The following is a 19,100-nucleotide window of genomic DNA, read 5'->3' on the forward strand; positions in this document are numbered from 1 at the left end:
GGAAGCCCGCATCGTTGCGCGGTGTTATTGGTGTGGTGATTGATGATGCTAAATTAACAGACCGGATGAGACCTGAATGGCTGCGGCTCCAGCCCTGTCTCTCTGCCCAACAAAAGGCATACCCGTCTGGCACAGGCACGTCCGACCTCTCCTGACTATTACCAGCCTATTGGTCCCGACTATTGAATATATTCCAGCACATCATCAGACGCCAAAGGAATTATCATCTCTTTGCTAATGGGTTTATTTACTTTCTCAGGCAACAAAAGGATGATTTGGATTAAGCAGATGATCTATATTTATTCACGCGTTTAAAAAAATGCGACTTTTTATATGATTAATTATCAACAAATCCTTTTTTATTGCATTTCATAGAGATAATGAAAAACAGTTTATATAACCCCTATGTTACTGAACCTATCCATCACGTTAAGCGTAATGTCTCTGGCATTTGCTATAGCGTGCCTTATCTTCAGCAAAACCAGGAAAGCAGAAATACACTTAATACAAACAACATTATTTCATTACACAATCAAATTGCCACTGAAGCAGCATTAATGATTATTCCGATCGATGATATGCGATTACGGGGAATGATTGCTGTACCGGACGCTTATTCACATTTACAGAATGGGCGTATCCGGATTGGAATCAATTATTCCAGTTTAGTGGCACATTATGCGCCACTGCTTGAATTAACTAAGAAATTTGATTTCTGGCTTTATGATTTTGCGCCGCCGGGAGCAGACTGGCGACTGCTGGAATCCTTTCCTTTTTCAGGAATTGTTTTAAACGAAGCGTTCTTTAATGACAATTATGAAAAATTTACCTTTCCCTTTTTTATGGCGACATTTCGTGAAAAAGGAGCAGAGGTCATCGTGCGAAGTCATACGCCGACTTTAACGGCTGAGCAGTTTGCTGAGATAAATATCAGCGGCTGGCAACAGCAACGCTCGGACGGCGATCTTATTAGCTGCTGATTCACAAATCCTGCCTTCCGGCGTTAAGGGCACACGGCGGTGCGCTTAACGTCCTTTAATCCCTCATAAAATGTCGCATTACTGCATTTGTTAAGCGCTTTAAGCTAAAAAAATCAAACCTCGATCTGATTTTGCTATAACATTTAACACAAAGGGATCGTCTGTCTTAGCGGAAGAGATACTCAAGAACACCCTTAATCATTTGTACTTGATAACTGGAAGCAACCTATCTGGTTGTTTTCGTGTGTTTTATGGTAACGAAACGAGGTCGATATTATGGGGAAAAACTCCTCATCATTTGGCGTAATTCGTTTTCTGACAGTGCTGTTCGCAGCGCTGACGGGCGCGTTTATGCTGATTGGCGGTGGCTGGTTAGCCGCCATTGGTGGTTCCTGGTATTACGTTTTCGGCGGTGTGGTGATGCTTATCACCGCTTATCTGCTTTCCCGTCGTAAAAGCACCGCGCTGGTTCTCTATGCGCTGCTGCTAATCGCCACCCTGATCTGGGGTGTATGGGAAGTGGGTACGGACTTCTGGGCACTGGCACCGCGCACCGATGTGCTGGTGATCTTTGGTGTCTGGCTGATCCTGCCGTTTGTTTATCGCAGTGTTAACGCAGGCAGTAAAGCCGCGCTGGGTACGATGGCTGTGGCGCTGGTTGCCAGTGCTATCGTGCTGGCCTATGCGGTGTTTAACGACCCGCAGGTGATAAACGGTTCAGTGCCAGAAACCGCTGACAACGCCCCGCAGGCTGCGCCGCTGAGCAACATCCCGGATGCTGACTGGCCCGCTTATGCGCGCGATCAGCAGGGAACCCGTTTCTCGCCGCTGAAGCAGATCAATCACCAGAACGTGAAAGAGTTGCAGGTTGCCTGGCAGTTCCAGACGGGCGACATGAAAACCCCTAACGATCCGGGTGAAATCACCGACGAAGTTACCCCGATTAAAATCCGCGACACGCTTTACCTCTGTTCGCCACACCAGATCCTGTTTGCTCTGGATGCGGCCACCGGTAAGCAGAAGTGGAAATTTGATCCGGGCATGAAGGTTAACCCAACCTTCCAGCATGTTACCTGTCGTGGTGTTTCTTATCACGAAGTGCCGGCAGCCGCCGATGCGGCAAACACGCAGCCTGCGCTTTGCTCACGTCGTATCTATCTGCCTGTCAACGATGGTCGCCTGTTTGCCCTGGACGCAGAGACCGGCGAACGCTGCCCGTCATTTGGCGTCAACGGCGAGCTGGATCTGCAGCACAAACAGCCTGTCACGACTGCGGGTATGTATGAGCCGACCTCGCCACCGATCATTACTAACACCACCATCGTCATGGCGGGTGCGGTTACCGATAACTTCTCAACCCGCGAGCCGTCAGGCGTGATTCGTGGTTTTGATGTGAATACCGGCAAACTGCTGTGGGTATTTGATCCAGGCGCGAAAGACCCGAATGCCATTCCGGCTGATGAACACACCTTTACCATGAATTCACCGAACTCATGGGCACCGGCAGTGTACGATCCGAAACTGGATACCGTTTATCTGCCAATGGGTGTGACTACACCGGATATCTGGGGCGGTAACCGCACACCAGAGCAGGAGCGTTATGCGAGCAGCGTGCTGGCTCTGAACGCCACCACCGGTAAGCTGGTCTGGTCTTATCAGACCGTGCATCACGATCTGTGGGATATGGATCTGCCGTCGCAGCCAACGCTGGCTGACATCACCGATAAAGATGGCAACACCGTACCGGTGGTTTATGCGCCAGCGAAAACCGGCAACATCTTTGTCCTGGATCGCCGCACCGGCAAGCCAGTGGTACCTGCGCCAGAAACGCCAGTACCACAGGGTGCTGCCAAAGGCGATCACGTTGCCGCTACTCAGCCCTACTCTGAGCTGACCTTCCGTCCGAAGCAGAACCTGACGGACAAGGATATGTGGGGCGCAACGATGTTTGACCAGCTGGTGTGCCGCGTGATCTTCAAGCGCCTGCGCTATGAAGGTCCGTTCACCCCGCCTTCTGAGCAGGGTACGCTGGTGTTCCCGGGTAACCTCGGTATGTTCGAATGGGGCGGTATTGCCGTCGATCCACATCGTCAGATTGCGATTGCTAACCCAATGGCGCTGCCGTTTGTCTCGAAGCTGGTTCCACGTGGCCCGGGCAACCCGATTGAGCCGCCGAAAGGCGCTGAGGGTGGTTCAGGTACGGAAACCGGTATTCAGCCACAGTATGGCGTGCCGTATGGCGTCGAGCTGAATCCGTTCCTGTCACCGTTTGGTCTGCCATGTAAACAGCCTGCCTGGGGTTACATCTCCGCGGTGGATCTGAAGACCAACGACGTGGTGTGGAAACAGCGTATCGGTACCGTTCGCGATAGCGCACCGGTTCCGTTGCCGTTCAAAATGGGTATGCCGATGCTGGGTGGTCCTATCACCACCGCGGGTAAGGTGTTCTTCATTGGCGCGACCGCCGATAACTACCTGCGTGCGTTCAGCACCGATACCGGTGAGCTGTTATGGCAGGCCCGTCTGCCAGCAGGCGGCCAGGCGACCCCAATGACCTATGAAGTGAATGGCAAGCAGTACGTTGTCATCGCAGCAGGTGGGCACGGTTCGTTTGGTACTAAGCTGGGCGATTATGTGATTGCCTACGCCCTGCCAGACCAGAAGTAATTCACGACGCTGTGAATAAACTAAGGCGGACTCCGGTCCGCCTTTTTTGATCGCGTTATTTACGCATCCCGCGCCAGTTGAGCCAGGCGCAAAACAGCATCACCACGCAGGTCGCCAGAAACACTGGCCGCATCCCGAATGTCCCACCCACCAGCCCACCAAACAGCGGGCCGCTGACCTGACCGATATACTGCGCCGAGGTTGAATATCCCAGCATCCGTCCGACCTGGGAACCGGGCACGTTATGGCGGATAATCGCTGTAATGCACGGCATCAATCCGCCCAGCGCCATCCCCATCAGAAAACGCAGCACCACCAGTTGCCAGGCCGCGGTAATAAACGCCTGCGGAATCAGCAGCAGCCCACTGACCAGTAGGCCGCCGGTCAGAACCCGCCAGTGCCCTACCCGATCGGCCAGACGACCCAGCCGGGGTGCCGCCAGCACCGTACCCAGCGCCGCCGCAGACATCACCAGTCCGGCGATCATCGTGATTTGATGGTCGCCCTGCACGAACTCGCCCACGTAGAGCGTGATGATCGGCTCAATCGACATGCTGGCGAAGATCAGCAACATGCCGGAGAGCCACATCAGCCTCACCAGGGTGTGATTCACCGGCTCGTCTGCGGACTGCGCTTGCTGGCTGGCACGCGACCTCGCAGCAGCACGCGGCTGCTCTTTGAGTAAAAAGGTGGTGGCGAGGAAGGCAAGAAAGATTACCGCGCCGGTCAGCCAGAACGTCTGACGGATGCCGATCAGCGGCGGTAACACTCCACCCAGCAGCGGCCCGACCACATTGCCCGCCATAATGCCGGAAGACAATACGCCCAGCGCCCAGCCGGTCTGCGCTTTTGGCGTCTGCGCTGCCACCAGAATGGTCGATCCCGATGCGTAGCCACCCAGCAGTCCGGCCAGCAGCCGCAGCGCCACCAGCTGCCAGGGCGCGGTCGCCATGCCGATCAGCGACATCGCAATTGCCATCCCCAGACTGGCCCGAATCAGCATCAGCTTACGACCATAACGGTCAGCCAGCCTGCCCCACAGCGGCGCAGTCAGCGCGGCGCTGAAAAAGGTCGCGCCATAGGCCAGCCCCGACCAGCGGGCGATAGCGGCGGGTTGCTCAACGCCGAGTTGCTGCACATAGAGTGGCAGAAACGGCAGCAGCAGCGTCATCGCCACGATGGTGGTAAAAGAGCCGACGACGCAGACCGCTAAGTTACGTCGCCAGTGCTGAAACTCTGCCGTTTCGGGTGACTGTTGCATGATGATATCCGTTGAATGATCAGGGATACAGGCTAACCGGAGTCGCAGAGTAACAACAGTCGTGGCGTAATAGTTACTCTGTGGCGCTGATTGTTGTCAGCAGGCAACAATTCAGCGCCGTAATCAGGGCATCGCACAGCAGTGTCACCGGCGACGCCGGTTCAGGCGTATTGTGCAGCAGCAGATAGCTTTGCAGGCGATCCATCTGCCACTCCGGCAGCAGTTGCTGGATATCACCACGTGCCACCGCCTCCTGCGCCATGTAGGACGGAAGATAAGCGATACCGCTGCCTGCCAGTGCGGCATTGAGCAGCGCCATACTGTTATTGGCGCGAAAGCGGCTGCGCACGTCCAGTGCCAGCCGCTGTTTATCACGGCGGAATGGCAGCGCAGCGGTGTGCGCCGGACCGTGAAATAGCAGCAGGTCATGGCGCGGCAGCATTTCAGGATGGGTGATTACGGGTCGCTGCGCCAGATAAGCCGGCGCGGCATAAAGCCCCCACTCGATATCGCTCAGTACCCGGAAATTGCCCTGCTGCGGCGAGCAGGATCGGATCACAATCGCCAGATCAACCTGATCGTCCAGCCGATCGTGATTGCGATCGGTCAGATCGAGATCGACGTTAATATGCAGATGGCGGCGCAGGAAATGATTGAGAACGGGAACCACGCACTGGCAGCCGAACGTGACGGGCGCCTGCAGCCTGACATGCCCAGTGGGCTGCTGATGCACCTGCTGCACAAACGCCTCGGCGCGCTGCACTTCAGCCAGCATCCGCACACAGTAGGGATAATAAGCCTGGCCCAGCTCAGTCAGTGCCAGCCGCCGGGTGGTACGCTGTAGCAGCCGGATACCGAGCCGCAGCTCCAGACGGGCAATTTCCCGGCTGACGTGAGATTTGGACAGGCCAAGTGCCCGTGCTGCCTCACTGAAACTCTGCAATTCCACGACCCGTGCAAACACCAACATGGCGGTTAAATTCTCGCCGTTTTCCATGTTCCCGACTCCGACAGTAAAAGGGGCAGGCAACAAACTAACACGTCAGGGCGGGGTCACTGTGGCGGGCGGGCAAAAAAAGACGAGGCAAAGTTCAGGAGGAGAGCGGCGCTGAGCGCGGGCCGACCTTCCCGTCTGTATGCGGTGACGGAAAGGTCTTAACAGGCATCAGCTGGCCATCGCCAGAGGAAACAGCAGCCGATCCGGCTCAACGCGACGCTGACGGCGCAACTGGCCCGGCGTCATCATAAAGTAGTTTTTAAAGGTGCGGGTGTAGGCCTGCTGGGTATCGAAGCCGAAGTTCATCGCCACCTGCAGTATCGCTTCGTTGCTGCTTAGCAGACTGAGTGCAGACTCGGTTAAGCGGCGCTGGCGGATATATTCTGCCAGTGAAAAGCCGGTGTGCTGGCGAAACAGGCGTTGCAGATGCCAGCGCGAATAGCCCGAGCGGCGTGCCACCTCATCCAGATGCAGATCGTGTCCTAAGTTGTTCTCAATCCAGTCCAGCAAACTCCGAATAAACTCGCGCTGATTCATGGTTCCTCCTGTTGATGCTGATGTGCAGTGGAGCCACTCTACCCGCTAAAATTTATCCCTTAATTAGCAGAAAATTAGCGCAGAATTAGCAACGGCGGGAATGGGCGCGGAAGGGTGCGGCCAGCGGGGCTTTGGGGGGAAATCTGTGGTGAGATTGCTGTTGAAAAAAGAGGTGAGATGTTTAAAAAACTTAGTCAGCCCGCATCATTTTTATGCGGGTTATGTGCGTGATTGTTGAGTCTTGCCTGACTTCAACCATTCTGAGGTACCGCTGATATTCCTGAGTCAGGAAATCCACTTTTCGGGATAACTCTTCCTGATAAAATTCGGGTGGCACCTCGTGGTCTGGATCCTGTTCCAGCTCAGCGACCAGTTTTTCAACAATACGGAATAAGGGGATCCTGTGTTCTGCCTGAAAACGTCTGAATGACCTATCCCAGATAAACGAAATAAAATAATCAACGTAACGCCTTCCCTGCCGGAAAGGTAATATTTGTAACTTCTCAAGTAAAAAGTTAAAAACTGGCAGAGCCAGTACCCGAATTCGCTCAGCTTCAGTCAGCCTGTCTTTGCCCATAGGCACAGTGGCGTTCGACAGACGGGAGCGGATACAGGCAACAGGGTTCAGCACCCGCACGAATTCATGACTCATGGCTGCGCCATGTCGATCAGGCATAACCAGAAAGGGTTCCGTATTAAGTGCGAGTTTATCACCGACAAAATCCCCAACTTCAAAGCCTGTGGGGCGATCGATAATATCGACAATATTTGCCTCATTAAGCGGCTCATTGAGGAACTGACCCTGAGCATCTTCCTTGACTCTGCCTGTATCTTTATCAATAAGACTGAGAACCGCAATCGAGGGCGGATTAAAAATTTCCTGAACCTGAGCTGACACGTTAAAAATTTTTGCTATGACATCAACGCCTTCTTTTCGCGTGACATAGTCGACATCAATTGAGGTAATGGATGTTATGTCAGGTTGATCAGGATAAAAGTGCAGGTAAGTCAGATACCAGTACATAACAGCCTGACCACCAACAGTGATAACCGGGGATGGCAGTTGTACGGCGTTATCGATCAGATAACGATTGAGTTTGAGGATTTGTTCTTCTGGAGGAATAGCGTGCGATGTCATAAAAAAAGCCCACCTGGATGATGAGCTTATTTTATCACTTAGCCGATTTCAGCAGGGCATGATGTCAGAAAAATGCGAGGCTGCGTCCATCTTTTGCAGGCACAATACCGTCAGGACGTTTTTCAAGAACGCGGCCCGGAGCCTGACCCTTTCGAACGGCTTCAACACGCTCCTGATACTCGCGCTGATGTCTGATTTTTGCTTCCTGAGCTGACATACTTTTCACCGCTGAAATGTCTGGCATGAATCTATTGTTCAAATATACGTCACCCCATTTACGCTTGCAATCACGGGTATCTCAGTGGGTATGGAGAGGGACGCTAAGCCACCGGTTAATTCTGTAAAATATCGGTGATGGCGGTCCGCCAAAATAATTCGTGCTGTGGCAAGGCGGCAAAGGCGCGAATCCCAGGAGCTGACATTGGTCAGTGACTGGGGTGAGCAAAAGCAGCCAACGCCGCCACAGTGCGAAGTATGAAGGCCGCGGTCCGCCAAAATAATTCGTGCTGTGGCAAGGCGGCAAAGGCGCGAATCCCCAGGAGCTGACATTGGTCAGTGACTGGGGTGAGCAAAAGCAGCCAACGCCGCCACAGTGCGAAGTATGACGGCGGAAGGATAATTCTGGCCTAACAATTGATGGATAAACTCTCTCTTATCTTTACGAAGGAGATCAGCCATGCGCGTGTTACTGGTTGAAGATGATGAAATGATCGGCGCGAACCTGCAACAGGCACTGCAGGGCGCGGGCTGGTCAGTAGATTGGGTGCGCGATGGCGTCTATGCCCAGAATGCCTGGAGCGAAGGCGGCTACAGCTGTGTACTGCTTGATCTCGGCTTACCGCGCGATGACGGTCTGCAGGTTCTGCGCCGGGCGCGCGGGCGCGGCGACGCCACGCCGGTCCTGATTCTTACCGCACGCGACACGGTGGCGCAGCGTATTCAGGGACTCGACAGCGGCGCGGACGACTACCTGCTTAAACCGTTCGATCTCCAGGAAGTGATGGCCCGGATGCGCGCCATTACCCGGCGCAGCCACGGCGCGGCAGACTCGGTGCTTGGCAGCGGCGATGTGCAGCTGGACATGATGACCCGCGAGGTGCTCTACAAAGGCCAGCGCGAGCAGCTGACGGCGCGGGAATATGCCCTGCTCTACGCGCTGCTGGAGCGGCCGGGCGCTATTCTGTCGCGCGAGCAACTGGAAAACCGCATCTACGGCTGGGGCGATGAAGTCAGCAGCAACGCGGTGGATGTCCTGATCCACGGCATGCGTCGCAAACTCGATAACGACGTGATCCGTAATGTACGCGGACTGGGCTGGCGGGTTCCGGCGATATGAAACCTTTCCCCTTTATGCGCTCACTGCGCAATAAACTTCTCTCTACCCTGCTGATTATTCATCTGCTGATGATCGGCGGCGTCACCTGGTATTTCTTCAGCTGTTACGGCGATATGGTCGGTACCATGAAGGACGATCAGCTGGCAAAAATCGCTGATGCCTGGTCCACCAATAAACAGATGCCCGCCCTGATGCCGATGCTTATTGCACCTGACAAAGCAAAGAGCGCCTTTGTAGTTCAGCTCTGGGACGATCAGGGCCAGCTGCGGGCCAGTTCATGGCCGGAGTTGCAGGCCCCGCTGCAAAACCAGCGCGGTTATCACGATGTGCATGTGGGTCAGTGCGACGACTGTGAATGGCGTATTTTTTCCCGGCCCGGCATGCCTGGCAGCGAGATCAAAACGATTCAGGTGATGCACAACCTCAGCTACATGAAAGCCTCAATGGTCAAGCGGGCGCTGTCGGCGATCATTCCGATGATCCTGATGATGCCGCTGTCGCTGCTGGTGATCTGGCTGGTGGTGCGCAAGATCACCCGCGATCTGCAGGTCGCTTCGCGTCAGATTGCGGCGCAGGAAACCCATCATCCACACAATGTCTCACCGGAAGGCTTACCGGATGAGATCCTGCCGCTGGTAGCCGCTTACAACTCGCTGCTGAGTAAGCTGCGTGACGCCTGGTCGTCGCAGCGTCAGTTCCTGGAAGATGCCGCGCATGAGCTGCGTACGCCGGTAACAGCGGTGACGTTACAGCTGGAAAACCTGCGTCAGCATATTCAGCCGGGTGAAGCGAGCCGTCAGTTCAGCCAGTTGGAAGCGGGCGTCACGCGTACCCGTCACCTGGTCACGCAGTTACTCAATGTCTCACGTCAGGATGACCAGAGCGTGGTGTCCAGCGTGGAGCATATCGAACTTGAAGATCTGCTAAAAGAGAGCATTGAGCAGTTGATGGTGGTGGCGGATAAGCGCGGCATCGATATCGGCTTTAATGGCTCCACGCAGTATCGCCTGCAGGCCAGCCGTTCCGAATTGCGCAGCCTGTTCGACAACCTGATTGGTAACGCTATGTTGCACACGCCGGAAGGCAGCCTGGTCGATGTGCTGCTGCATCGGGTCGCGGGCAAAACGGTGGTCGATATTGTTGATAACGGACCGGGCATGCCGGAATCCTTTATCGAACGTGCGTTCGACCGTTTTACCCGTTCGCCAGACGTTAAAGCCCAGGGCAGCGGGCTGGGATTATCGATTGTGCGCAACGTCGCACAGAAACATCAGATTCACGTCGCCCTTTCCAATTGCCTGACTCCACAGGGTGCAATTTGTGGTTTGCAGGTTCGCGTCACTCTTCCCTGATCCCGCCTGTTTGATCACGAACCAGACAACGTAAACGGTTGCCTGGTTCCGTTCGATCCACGCCGTTATTGTGAAGTGCATCACATTTTAGCTGAATTGTAATGCAACACTTTTTGACAAACGTGAGCAAAATCTATTTTCTATCGATCTGTTACAGGCACGCTACGCGGGCTGAAGAACGGGTTGTTATTCGCTGTGAAACCCTCATTCCCATCAAGGGACCGATTTCTCTCTGACTGCGTCTGGTGTGCAGCGGTCAAAAGCATGTGGCTGATAATAATGAAATATAAAACGTTGATAGCAGGTGCCGTGCTGGCATGTTTATTGAGTGGTGCTGCGCAGGCCGCTGAAAGCGATCCGCAGTATCTCTCGGATTGGTGGCATCAGAGCGTTAACGTGGTAGGCAGCTACCACACGCGTTTCGGACCGCAGTTTAACAACGACGTTTATCTGGAATATGAAGCGTTTGCGAAGAAAGACTGGTTCGATTTCTACGGCTATCTCGACGTGCCTAACTTCTTCGGCGTCGGCAACAGCAATGCCAACGGCGTATTCGACCACGGTTCACCGATGTTTATGGAGATTGAGCCGCGCTTCTCTATCGACAAACTGACCGGCACCAGCCTGGCCTTTGGTCCGTTCAAAGAGTGGTATTTCGCCAATAACTATATCTACGATATGGGCCGCAACAGCGACAACCGCCAGAACACCTGGTATATGGGTCTGGGCACCGATATCGATACGCACAGCGATGTCGGCCTGTCGCTGAACGTCTACGCCAAATATCAGTGGGAAAACTACGGCGCGGCGAACGAAAACAGCTGGGATGGCTATCGCTTCAAGGTGAAATACTTCGTGCCTATCACCACGCTGTGGGGCGGTAATCTGGGCTATGTGGGCTTCACCAACTTCGACTGGGGTTCCGATCTCAACGAGAAAGGCGGTTCATCACGCACCAGCAACTCCATCGCCTCCAGCCACATTCTGTCACTGGGTTACGATCACTGGCACTTCTCTGCGGTGGCGCGTTACTTCCACAACGGCGGACAGTGGGCGGATGGTCAGGAGCTGAACTTCGGCAAAGGCCCGTTTGAAGTGAAATCGACGGGCTGGGGTTACTACCTGGTGGCGGGTTACAACTTCTGATAAAGATAACGGGCGGCTGAAAAAACCGCCCGTCACGCAGGAGATCTGGCCTGGAGCGTTGTCTCTCCAGGCCAGCTTTTGAGAGGCAGTTTTAGCAACTCAGTCCTGCATCTTACCTTCGGTTATTCCTGTGGCTTCTCAACATTGATGCGCCATGGAATGTTGAACTTATCGATAAACATCGCGAATCCGTTCGACCAGAATGTCTCCTGCCACTCCGTTGTGACCTTGCCGCCTGCCGATAGTTTCTCAAACCAGGCTTTACCCTTTTCGACATCAGTAGTTGAAAGGCTGACCGCATAACCGGCATGTTCAGACGCGGGCGGCTTCTCGGTATTACCATCGCTCAACATCAGCTCACCGTCACCGATACGCAGTTGCGCATGCATGATCTTTTCTGGCGGCTGCGGCGCAGCAGACTGATCGCCTACCTGCTCACCCTGATCCGGCATATCACCAAATTTCATTTTAGAGAGCAGCTCTCCCCCGGTCGCCTGCAGGTAAAAGTCGATAGCCTCTTCACAACGGCCATAGAGAAACAGATAAGGACTGACTTGCATCGTAACCTCTATTTGTCGGGTGGATTTTTTACAGTACCCCTATAGTGTAGACGATCGACTTTACTCCCTGAATTTACTGGCAATAACGCCGAAAGAGTTGCGCCATATAACTGCTCATCGGCGTCAGCGCGGTGTCTTTGCGCTGGATCAGATAGAAGATGGCTTTCGGCAGGGGCTCGTCGAGCGTCAGCGCCACCAGCGACCGCCCCAGAATGGGATCGTCAATCACGTCGACCGACAGAATACTGATGAAATCGCTTTGCGCGACCAGGCTGGTGCAGGCCATAAAGGTTTCACAGGTCACCACGATTTTGGGTGCCATACCGCGCTCGCCAAACAAATCGTGCAGCAGACGGTAGTAACTCCCTTTTGGCGTTGGCATCGTCCAGTCCGCCTGCTGTAACGCCGCCAGAGAACGGGCCTTTTCCAGCGGGTGGCCTTTACGCACCACCACTCTATACTCGCGCTCCATCACCCGCTCATACATCAGCTCCTGATCGAGATGACTCTGATCGTAGGTGTTGATGGTGAAATCGAGCGCGCCCTGACGCAGCTCATGCACCATCGACACCAGCTGGCCCTCGACGATGCGTACCTTAATCAGCGGGTATTCGCGATGAAACTGGTTTATCACCTGCGGCATGATGGTGCGCGCGACGCTGCCCCCCACGCCGATGTTCACCTGACCGCCACCCAGCCCCAGGCGCTGCTGGATATCCTCTTCTGCGACCCGCAGTTCCGCCAGCACCAGGCTGGCATGGCGAAAAAAGTTATCACCGATATCGGTCAGTACCACGCCCTGCTGACGGCGGATAAACAGCTTTGCGCCCAGCTCTCGCTCCAGTTCCTGAATCGCTTTGGTTAACGCCGGTTGCGACAGCCCGGACAGCCGGCTTGCCGCCCGGATACTGCCCTGTCGTGCTACGTCAGTGAAGGCGCGCAGCTGATGAAGTTTGAGATTGGCAGACATAGTTTTGCGATAACCGTTGTTTATCAGTCACAAGATATTCGCATCTTATGCCACCCAGTACCATTGTGTAGATTCGACGCAGTGCATAAAAAATCAACAACGAGGAAAGAGCCGATGACCCCCCTTTCAGACCACGTCAATGCCCTGCTGCCACAGCTGCAACAGTGGCGTCGCGACTTCCATCACTACGCCGAATCGGGCTGGCTGGAGTTCCGTACCGCGACGTTAGTCGCTGAAGAACTGCATAAGCTCGGTTATCAACTAAAGCTGGGCCGTGAAGTGATCGATGCCGATGCGCGGATGGGCTTGCCCGACGACGCCGTGCTGAAGCAGCAGGAAGCCCGTGCGCTGCAGCAGGGCGCACTGCCGCAGTGGATCAGCCACTTCTCTGGCGGATTCTGCGGCATCGTGGCAACACTCGATACCGGCCGTCCCGGCCCGGTGATGGGCTTCCGCGTCGATATGGATGCACTGGATCTCAACGAAAGCCAGGCCACCGATCATCTGCCGCAGCGTGAAGGATTTGCTTCCTGTAACGCGGGCATGATGCATGCCTGCGGGCACGACGGCCATACCACCATTGGCCTGGGCCTCGCCGCAGTGCTGATGGCGATGAAAGATCAGCTCAGCGGTACGATTAAACTGATCTTCCAGCCCGCCGAAGAGGGTGTGCGCGGCGCGAAAGCGATGGTCGCCGCGGGCGTGGTCGATGACGTTGAGCGCTTCACTGCGATTCACATCGGTACCGGCGTGCCGGCAGGTGAAGTGGTGTGCGGCAGCGACAGCTTCCTGGCTACCACCAAGCTGGATGTTCACTTTACCGGCGTCGGTGCCCATGCGGGCGGTCGCCCTGAAGAGGGTCGCAATGCTCTGCTGGCCGCGGCACAGGCGACGCTGGCGCTGCATGGTTTAACCCAGCACAGCGGCGGTGTGGCGCGGGTTAACGTGGGCGTGCTGCAGGCGGGAACCGGCCGCAACGTAGTGGCCGACTGCGCCCTGCTGAAAGTCGAAACCCGTGGCGTGACCAATCAGGTTAACGACGATATTTATCAGCAGGCGCTGCGGGTGATTGCCGGTGCGGCAGCGATGTATGGCGTTGAGCAGCAGATTTCACTGATGGGTGCCGCGCGCAGCTGTACGCCTACACAGCCGTGGGTTGATTTCATCCACCAGCAGGCAGATGCACTCGGCCTTTTCGACTCGGTGGTCGATCGTAAAGCGCAGGCAGCAGGTTCGGAAGATGCGACCTACATGATGGAGCGCGTAAAACAGCGCGGCGGCCAGGCCTCTTACGTTATTTTCGGCTGTGCGCTGGCGGCGGGTCACCACAATGCGAAATTCGACTTTGACGAGCGGGTCATGCCAGACGCCATCACGCTGCTGGCAACGCTGGTGCTGAACCAGGCGCAGTTTGGGGGCTCACGATGATGGAAGCGTTTATCGCCGATTATATCGATCGCCATCAGCTCCGCTTCAGCACGCTCAGCGACGCCATCTGGGACACGCCGGAAACGCGCTTCGCCGAAACCCGTTCCTCTGCTCTGCTGGCCGGTGCGCTGGAAAGAGAAGGATTTACAGTGGAACACGGCGTGGGGGGCATCGACACGGCCTTTATCGCCAGCATGGGCAGCGGTAAGCCGGTGATTGCTATCATGGGTGAGTTTGATGCGCTGGCCGGTCTGAGCCAGCAGTCGGGCTGCGCCCGGCCACAACCGCTGGAAGCTAACGGCAACGGACATGGCTGCGGCCACAACCTGCTTGGCACGGCAGGGGTTGCTGCAGCCTGCGCCGTGAAAGCCTGGATGGAGCAGCATCATATGGGCGGTACGGTTCGCTTTTATGGCTGTCCTGGCGAAGAGGGCGGCTCGGGCAAAACCTTTATGGTGCGCGAGGGGCTGTTTGACGACGTTGACGCCGCCGTGACCTGGCATCCGGAAGGTTTCAGCGGGATGTTTAATCTGCGCACGCTTGCCAATATTCAGGCGGCCTTCAGCTTCAAAGGCGTCGCCGCTCACGCCGCCAACTCACCCCATCTGGGCCGCAGCGCACTGGATGCCGTCACGCTGATGAACACCGGCGCCAACTTCCTGCGCGAGCATATCGTACAGGAAGCGCGTCTGCATTACGCCATCACCAACAGCGGCGGCGTCTCGCCGAATGTGGTGCAGGCCGATGCGGAGGTGCTCTACCTGATTCGTGCCCCGGAACTGCCTCAGGCGCAGGCGATCTATGAGAGAGTGATCAATATCGCCAGGGGCGCAGCGCTGATGACCGACACCACGCTGACCGTGCGTTTTGACAAAGCCTGTTCTGACTACGTGCCTAATCGCGCGCTGGAAGCGGTGATGGAGCGTTATTTGCATCAGTTTGGTTTGCCCGGTTACAGCGACGAAGAACGCGCGTTTGCGGCTGAACTGCGTGCCACCCTGACCGATGACGATCTGCGCAATGCCCGGCTCAATGCCGCCCGCACCGGTGGCGAAGCCGGTCATACCTGGGCTGAACAGCTGGGCGATAAACTGTTTATGGATGAGGTCGCGCCCTATGCGGTCACGCGCGAGCTGCTCTACGGCTCCACCGATGTCGGCGATGTCAGCTGGGTGACGCCGACCGCACAGTGCTTTGCGCCCTGCTTTACCTTCGGTACACCGCTGCACACCTGGCAACTGGTGGCGCAGGGCCGCACCAGTATCGGGCATAAGGGGATGTTTCTGGCGGGCAAAGTGATGGCGGCCACGGTGTTAACGCTGTTAACGGATCCGCAGGCGCTGGCTGGCTGCCGGGCCGAGTTTGATCGAGTACGCGCCGCGCAGCCTTATATCTGTCCGATCCCGGCGGGGATCACACCCACAAAACTGGCCGAATGAGCCAACGGCCGTGTCTCTGACGCGGACCATTATAAAAATATTGCAAACACTTCCCTGATTCAGCGGAGCTGGAACTGAACTCACCGTCTGTCGTCTACCACGACCGGCGCCAGGCCGGACCTCCGCCGATAAGGGGAATACAAGACGAGAACCAATACCATGGAAGCAACCTCGGGAAACCGCAGCCCTGGCCGGCTTTTCAGCTGGATCGAGCGCGTGGGCAATAAAGTGCCCAACCCTTTTTTACTGTTTGTCTATTTGATTGTTGTTCTGATGGTGGCAACCGCCGTTATCAGCGCGCTGGACCTGGCGGTAAAAAACCCCAGCAACGGCGAAATTGTCCGGGTGAACAACCTGCTGAGCGTCGCAGGCATTCAGTGGATACTGCCCAATATCATTAAGAACTTCAGCAGCTTTACCCCACTGGGATCGATTCTGGCGCTGGTGATTGGTGCCGGACTGGCAGAAAAGGTCGGCCTGTTACAGTCGCTGATGGTAAAGATGGCATCGCGCGTCAGCCGCCGCTATGCCAGCTACATGGTGCTGTTTATCGCCTTCTTCAGCCATATCTCCTCGGATGCCGCGCTGGTAGTGATGCCGCCGTTGGGTGCGCTGATCTTCCTGGCGGTAGGGCGTCATCCGGTGGCGGGCCTGCTGGCCGCGATTGCCGGTGTGGCTTCTGGCTTTACCGCCAACCTGCTGATTGTCACCACCGATGTGCTGCTCTCGGGGATCAGCACCGAGGCGGCTAAAGCGGTCAGCGACACAGTGCACGTCAGCGTCATCGATAACTGGTTCTTTATGGCTACCTCGGTGATTGTACTGACGATTGTGGGTGCGCTGCTGACCGACAAATTTGTCGAGCCGCGCCTGCCAGAGTGGCAGGGCAATGGTGAGAAGCTGGCGGCACTGACGCCGCTGGAGAACCGCGGCCTGCGGGCAGCCGGGATCGCCGCATTACTGTTTATCGCCGTAATGGCGTTGCTGGTGGTGCCGGAACATGCGCCGCTGCGCAACCCCGCTACCGGCGCCATTATCCCCTCCCCCTTTATTCAGGGCATCGTACCGATCATCATTCTGTTCTTCTTTGTGGTCGCCATTGCTTACGGTGTGGTCACCCGACAGATCCGCCGTCCGGATGATATCCCGCAGTTGCTGGTCGATCCGATGAAGGGCATGGCGGGCTTTATCGTGATGGTGTTTCCGCTGTCGCAGTTCGTGGCGTTCTTTAACTGGAGCAACATGGGCAAGTTCATGGCAATCGGGCTGACCGACGTGCTGGAAAGCGCTGGCGTCAGCGGTGCGCCCGCGTTTCTGGGGTTGATGTTCCTGTCGGCGTTTCTCTGCATGTTTATTGCCAGCGGCTCAGCAATCTGGTCGATTCTCGCCCCGGTCTTCGTGCCGATGTTTATGCTGCTTGGCTTCCATCCCGCCTTTGCCCAGATGATTTTCCGCATCGCCGACTCCGCCGTGCTGCCGCTGGCACCGATGTCGCCGTTTCTGCCGCTGTTCCTGGCCTTTTTGCAGCGTTACCAGAAGGATGCGCAGCTCGGCACTTATTACGTGCTGATCTTCCCCTATCCGCTGGTGTTCTTTATCAGCTGGATAGCGCTGCTGATGGTGTGGTATCTGCTGGGTCTGCCAATCGGGCCAGGCGTCTGGCCGAAACTGCCTTAAGGCGCCGTGCCATGGATGGCAAAACCTGCAACGTACATTGCTAAATCGTCAGCAACGACGCTCTCGGCAACGGCGGATGAATTGATTATCCTGCTATCTCTTCGCTTGCTAACGGTTAACTATTTTAATAAGCCTCTGACCGGCTGCGAGTCGTATCCACACTGCCTGAGGTTCACGCTGATATGACCACCACTTCCACCAGACTGCCGCCGATGCACGCTTCATCGGCGGCCCGTAACAGCTTAGCCGCACGCGTTGATGCGCTGCCCTCCTCTGCCGGATTATGGCGCTTTATCACGCTACTGGCGCTGGGCGGTTTTTTTGAGCTTTATGATCTGTTTGAAACCGGTTATATCAGCACCGGCCTGCTATCGGCGGGCGTATTTCACACCGGCGCGGCGGGTGTACTGGGCTTCTCCGATCAGGCCGCGTTCGCCTCGGCCACCTTTCTCGGTCTGTTTTTCGGTGCCAGCCTGCTGGCACCCTATGCTGACCGCTTTGGCCGCCGCCTGACCTTTATGTGCGCGCTGCTCTGGTATGGACTGTTTTCGCTGCTGATGGCGTTTCAGCAGAGTGCGGAGATGATTATTCTGTTTCGCTTCCTGGTGGGGATCGGGCTGGGTGTCGAACTGGTGACCATTGATACTTATCTGTCGGAATGGGTGCCGAGCCATCTGCGCAGCCGCGCTTTTGCCTTCTCCTTTTTCGTGCAGTTTTTGTCGGTGCCTGCCGTGGCGCTGATGTCGTGGTGGCTGATTCCGCAAACGCTGCTCAGCCTGGAAGGCTGGCGCTGGGTGGTGATCGCGGGCGCGGTCTGTTCGCTGGTGATCTGGCTGGTACGCAGGAACCTGCCGGAATCAGCACGCTGGCTGGCGCAGCAGGGGTGTCATCAGGCGGCGCATCAGGTGTTGTCCGCGATGGAGCAGCGCTGTGGCATCCCGGCCGGACCCGCATTTTCAGCCGATGATGCGGCGGCACAGTTGCCAAAACAGGGGCGTTTCAGTGAGATCTGGTCACCCGCTTACCGTAAGCGCACCCTGATGCTGGTGGTGATGAACTTCTTCCAGGCGATTGGCTTTTTCGGCTTTGGTAACTGGCTGCCTGCACTGCTGTCAGGCCGCGGTGCCACGGTGACGCATAGCCTGCTCTACGCCTTCTTCATCACGCTGGCCTATCCGCTGGGATCGCTAATCTGTAGCCGCTACGCTGACAAAATGGAGAATAAGTGGCAAATCGTCCTGTCGTCGCTGATGACGGTGGTGTTCGGTACGCTCTTTGCCTTCCAGACGCAGCCGGTATTGCTGATTATGTGCGGCTTCCTGATCACCTGGTCAAATGCCTGGCTGACCTTCAGCTTCCACGCCTATCAGACCGAGATCTTCCCCACCCATATTCGGGCGCGGGCAGTCGGTTTTTGCTACTCCTTCAGCCGCCTTTCTACAGTCTTCAGCAGCATCCTGATCGGGGTGATATTGCAGTATGCCGGAACGCCAGGGGTGATTACCTTTATCGTGCTGAGCATGGTGATGGTAATGCTGTCGGTGGGAATTTACGGGCCGAAAACGCGCGGAATCGATCTGGAGAATATTTAAAAGAAGAGGCCGTCATCCTG

At 56.0% G+C, this 19,100-nt stretch carries 15 protein-coding genes; 9 read left to right on the top strand and 6 right to left on the bottom strand.

Features of this window, described 5'->3' with window-relative positions:
• Nucleotides 1-380 precede the first annotated feature (380 nt).
• Together IV493_RS16315 and IV493_RS16320 are read left to right on the top strand one after the other, a co-directional pair.
• Entirely contained in the window at nt 381-980 is a 600-nt protein-coding gene (locus tag IV493_RS16315) for a hypothetical protein (RefSeq protein ID WP_110331214.1), read from the top strand.
• A 276-nt stretch (nt 981-1,256) separates the two neighbouring features.
• Nucleotides 1,257-3,647 (top strand): glucose/quinate/shikimate family membrane-bound PQQ-dependent dehydrogenase, encoded by a 2,391-nt coding sequence (locus IV493_RS16320; RefSeq protein ID WP_110331213.1) that lies wholly within the window; start codon nt 1,257-1,259, stop codon nt 3,645-3,647.
• A 55-nt stretch (nt 3,648-3,702) separates the two neighbouring features.
• Here IV493_RS16320 and IV493_RS16325 read toward each other — a convergent pair whose 3' ends face one another.
• The 4 genes from IV493_RS16325 to IV493_RS16340 all read right to left on the bottom strand — a co-directional run bounded on the left by IV493_RS16325 (nt 3,703) and on the right by IV493_RS16340 (nt 7,580).
• Nucleotides 3,703-4,908, bottom strand: a complete 1,206-nt coding sequence (locus IV493_RS16325) for an MFS transporter (RefSeq protein WP_195857447.1) — start codon at nt 4,906-4,908, stop codon at nt 3,703-3,705.
• Between the two features lie 73 nt (nt 4,909-4,981).
• Complete coding sequence (locus tag IV493_RS16330; protein ID WP_195857448.1) at nt 4,982-5,905, bottom strand: LysR family transcriptional regulator; 924 nt, start codon at nt 5,903-5,905, stop codon at nt 4,982-4,984.
• 168 nt (nt 5,906-6,073) lie between these two features.
• Entirely contained in the window at nt 6,074-6,442 is a 369-nt protein-coding gene (locus IV493_RS16335; RefSeq protein WP_195857449.1) for a helix-turn-helix domain-containing protein, read from the bottom strand.
• Nucleotides 6,443-6,632: 190 nt separating this feature from the next.
• The gene (locus tag IV493_RS16340; protein WP_195857450.1) at nt 6,633-7,580 is read right to left on the bottom strand and encodes a hypothetical protein; all 948 of its coding nucleotides are present in this window, start codon (nt 7,578-7,580) and stop codon (nt 6,633-6,635) included.
• A gap of 676 nt (nt 7,581-8,256) precedes the next feature.
• Between IV493_RS16340 and IV493_RS16345 the strand changes: the two genes are divergently transcribed.
• The 3 genes from IV493_RS16345 to IV493_RS16355 all read left to right on the top strand — a co-directional run bounded on the left by IV493_RS16345 (nt 8,257) and on the right by IV493_RS16355 (nt 11,414).
• Complete coding sequence (locus IV493_RS16345; RefSeq protein ID WP_003855687.1) at nt 8,257-8,916, top strand: response regulator; 660 nt, start codon at nt 8,257-8,259, stop codon at nt 8,914-8,916.
• The gene (locus IV493_RS16350; protein ID WP_195857451.1) at nt 8,913-10,268 is read left to right on the top strand and encodes a HAMP domain-containing sensor histidine kinase; all 1,356 of its coding nucleotides are present in this window, start codon (nt 8,913-8,915) and stop codon (nt 10,266-10,268) included. Before IV493_RS16345 ends, IV493_RS16350 begins: the two co-directional genes overlap by 4 nt.
• Before the next feature lie 279 nt (nt 10,269-10,547).
• Nucleotides 10,548-11,414 carry a nucleoside-specific channel-forming protein Tsx gene (locus tag IV493_RS16355; protein ID WP_195857452.1) on the top strand — a complete coding sequence of 289 codons (867 nt, stop codon included), beginning with the start codon at nt 10,548-10,550 and terminating at the stop codon, nt 11,412-11,414.
• A gap of 122 nt (nt 11,415-11,536) precedes the next feature.
• Here the strand turns inward: IV493_RS16355 and yjdN are convergent, their stop codons facing one another.
• Nucleotides 11,537-11,974: a VOC family metalloprotein YjdN gene (yjdN, locus tag IV493_RS16360; protein ID WP_013359825.1), complete on the bottom strand. Its 438-nt coding sequence runs from the start codon at nt 11,972-11,974 to the stop codon at nt 11,537-11,539.
• Between the two features lie 73 nt (nt 11,975-12,047).
• Entirely contained in the window at nt 12,048-12,944 is an 897-nt protein-coding gene (locus tag IV493_RS16365; protein ID WP_013359824.1) for a LysR family transcriptional regulator, read from the bottom strand.
• A gap of 114 nt (nt 12,945-13,058) precedes the next feature.
• Between IV493_RS16365 and IV493_RS16370 the strand changes: the two genes are divergently transcribed.
• The 4 genes from IV493_RS16370 (at nt 13,059) to IV493_RS16385 (ending at nt 19,080) form a co-directional block, all read left to right on the top strand.
• A complete protein-coding gene (locus IV493_RS16370) occupies nt 13,059-14,372 on the top strand; it encodes an amidohydrolase (RefSeq protein ID WP_195857453.1) in 1,314 nt (437 codons plus the stop codon).
• The gene (locus IV493_RS16375) at nt 14,369-15,811 is read left to right on the top strand and encodes a M20 family metallopeptidase (RefSeq protein WP_147789974.1); all 1,443 of its coding nucleotides are present in this window, start codon (nt 14,369-14,371) and stop codon (nt 15,809-15,811) included. Before IV493_RS16370 ends, IV493_RS16375 begins: the two co-directional genes overlap by 4 nt.
• A gap of 159 nt (nt 15,812-15,970) precedes the next feature.
• The gene (abgT, locus tag IV493_RS16380; protein WP_095706350.1) at nt 15,971-17,488 is read left to right on the top strand and encodes a p-aminobenzoyl-glutamate transporter; all 1,518 of its coding nucleotides are present in this window, start codon (nt 15,971-15,973) and stop codon (nt 17,486-17,488) included.
• Nucleotides 17,489-17,670: 182 nt separating this feature from the next.
• Nucleotides 17,671-19,080: an MFS transporter gene (locus tag IV493_RS16385; protein ID WP_195857454.1), complete on the top strand. Its 1,410-nt coding sequence runs from the start codon at nt 17,671-17,673 to the stop codon at nt 19,078-19,080.
• The last annotated feature ends 20 nt before the right edge of the window (nt 19,081-19,100 follow it).

It is taken from the genome of Pantoea sp. SM3640, from assembly GCF_015654165.1.
Classification (GTDB): Bacteria; Pseudomonadota; Gammaproteobacteria; order Enterobacterales; family Enterobacteriaceae; genus Pantoea; species Pantoea vagans.

Coding starts and splice junctions, on each gene's coding strand:
- IV493_RS16315 (WP_110331214.1), top strand. CDS start 381: ATGAAAAACAGTTTATATAACCCCTATGTTACTGAACCTATCCATCAC.
- IV493_RS16320 (WP_110331213.1), top strand. CDS start 1,257: ATGGGGAAAAACTCCTCATCATTTGGCGTAATTCGTTTTCTGACAGTG.
- IV493_RS16325 (WP_195857447.1), bottom strand. CDS start 4,908: ATGCAACAGTCACCCGAAACGGCAGAGTTTCAGCACTGGCGACGTAAC.
- IV493_RS16330 (WP_195857448.1), bottom strand. CDS start 5,905: ATGGAAAACGGCGAGAATTTAACCGCCATGTTGGTGTTTGCACGGGTC.
- IV493_RS16335 (WP_195857449.1), bottom strand. CDS start 6,442: ATGAATCAGCGCGAGTTTATTCGGAGTTTGCTGGACTGGATTGAGAAC.
- IV493_RS16340 (WP_195857450.1), bottom strand. CDS start 7,580: ATGACATCGCACGCTATTCCTCCAGAAGAACAAATCCTCAAACTCAAT.
- IV493_RS16345 (WP_003855687.1), top strand. CDS start 8,257: ATGCGCGTGTTACTGGTTGAAGATGATGAAATGATCGGCGCGAACCTG.
- IV493_RS16350 (WP_195857451.1), top strand. CDS start 8,913: ATGAAACCTTTCCCCTTTATGCGCTCACTGCGCAATAAACTTCTCTCT.
- IV493_RS16355 (WP_195857452.1), top strand. CDS start 10,548: ATGAAATATAAAACGTTGATAGCAGGTGCCGTGCTGGCATGTTTATTG.
- yjdN (WP_013359825.1), bottom strand. CDS start 11,974: ATGCAAGTCAGTCCTTATCTGTTTCTCTATGGCCGTTGTGAAGAGGCT.
- IV493_RS16365 (WP_013359824.1), bottom strand. CDS start 12,944: ATGTCTGCCAATCTCAAACTTCATCAGCTGCGCGCCTTCACTGACGTA.
- IV493_RS16370 (WP_195857453.1), top strand. CDS start 13,059: ATGACCCCCCTTTCAGACCACGTCAATGCCCTGCTGCCACAGCTGCAA.
- IV493_RS16375 (WP_147789974.1), top strand. CDS start 14,369: ATGATGGAAGCGTTTATCGCCGATTATATCGATCGCCATCAGCTCCGC.
- abgT (WP_095706350.1), top strand. CDS start 15,971: ATGGAAGCAACCTCGGGAAACCGCAGCCCTGGCCGGCTTTTCAGCTGG.
- IV493_RS16385 (WP_195857454.1), top strand. CDS start 17,671: ATGACCACCACTTCCACCAGACTGCCGCCGATGCACGCTTCATCGGCG.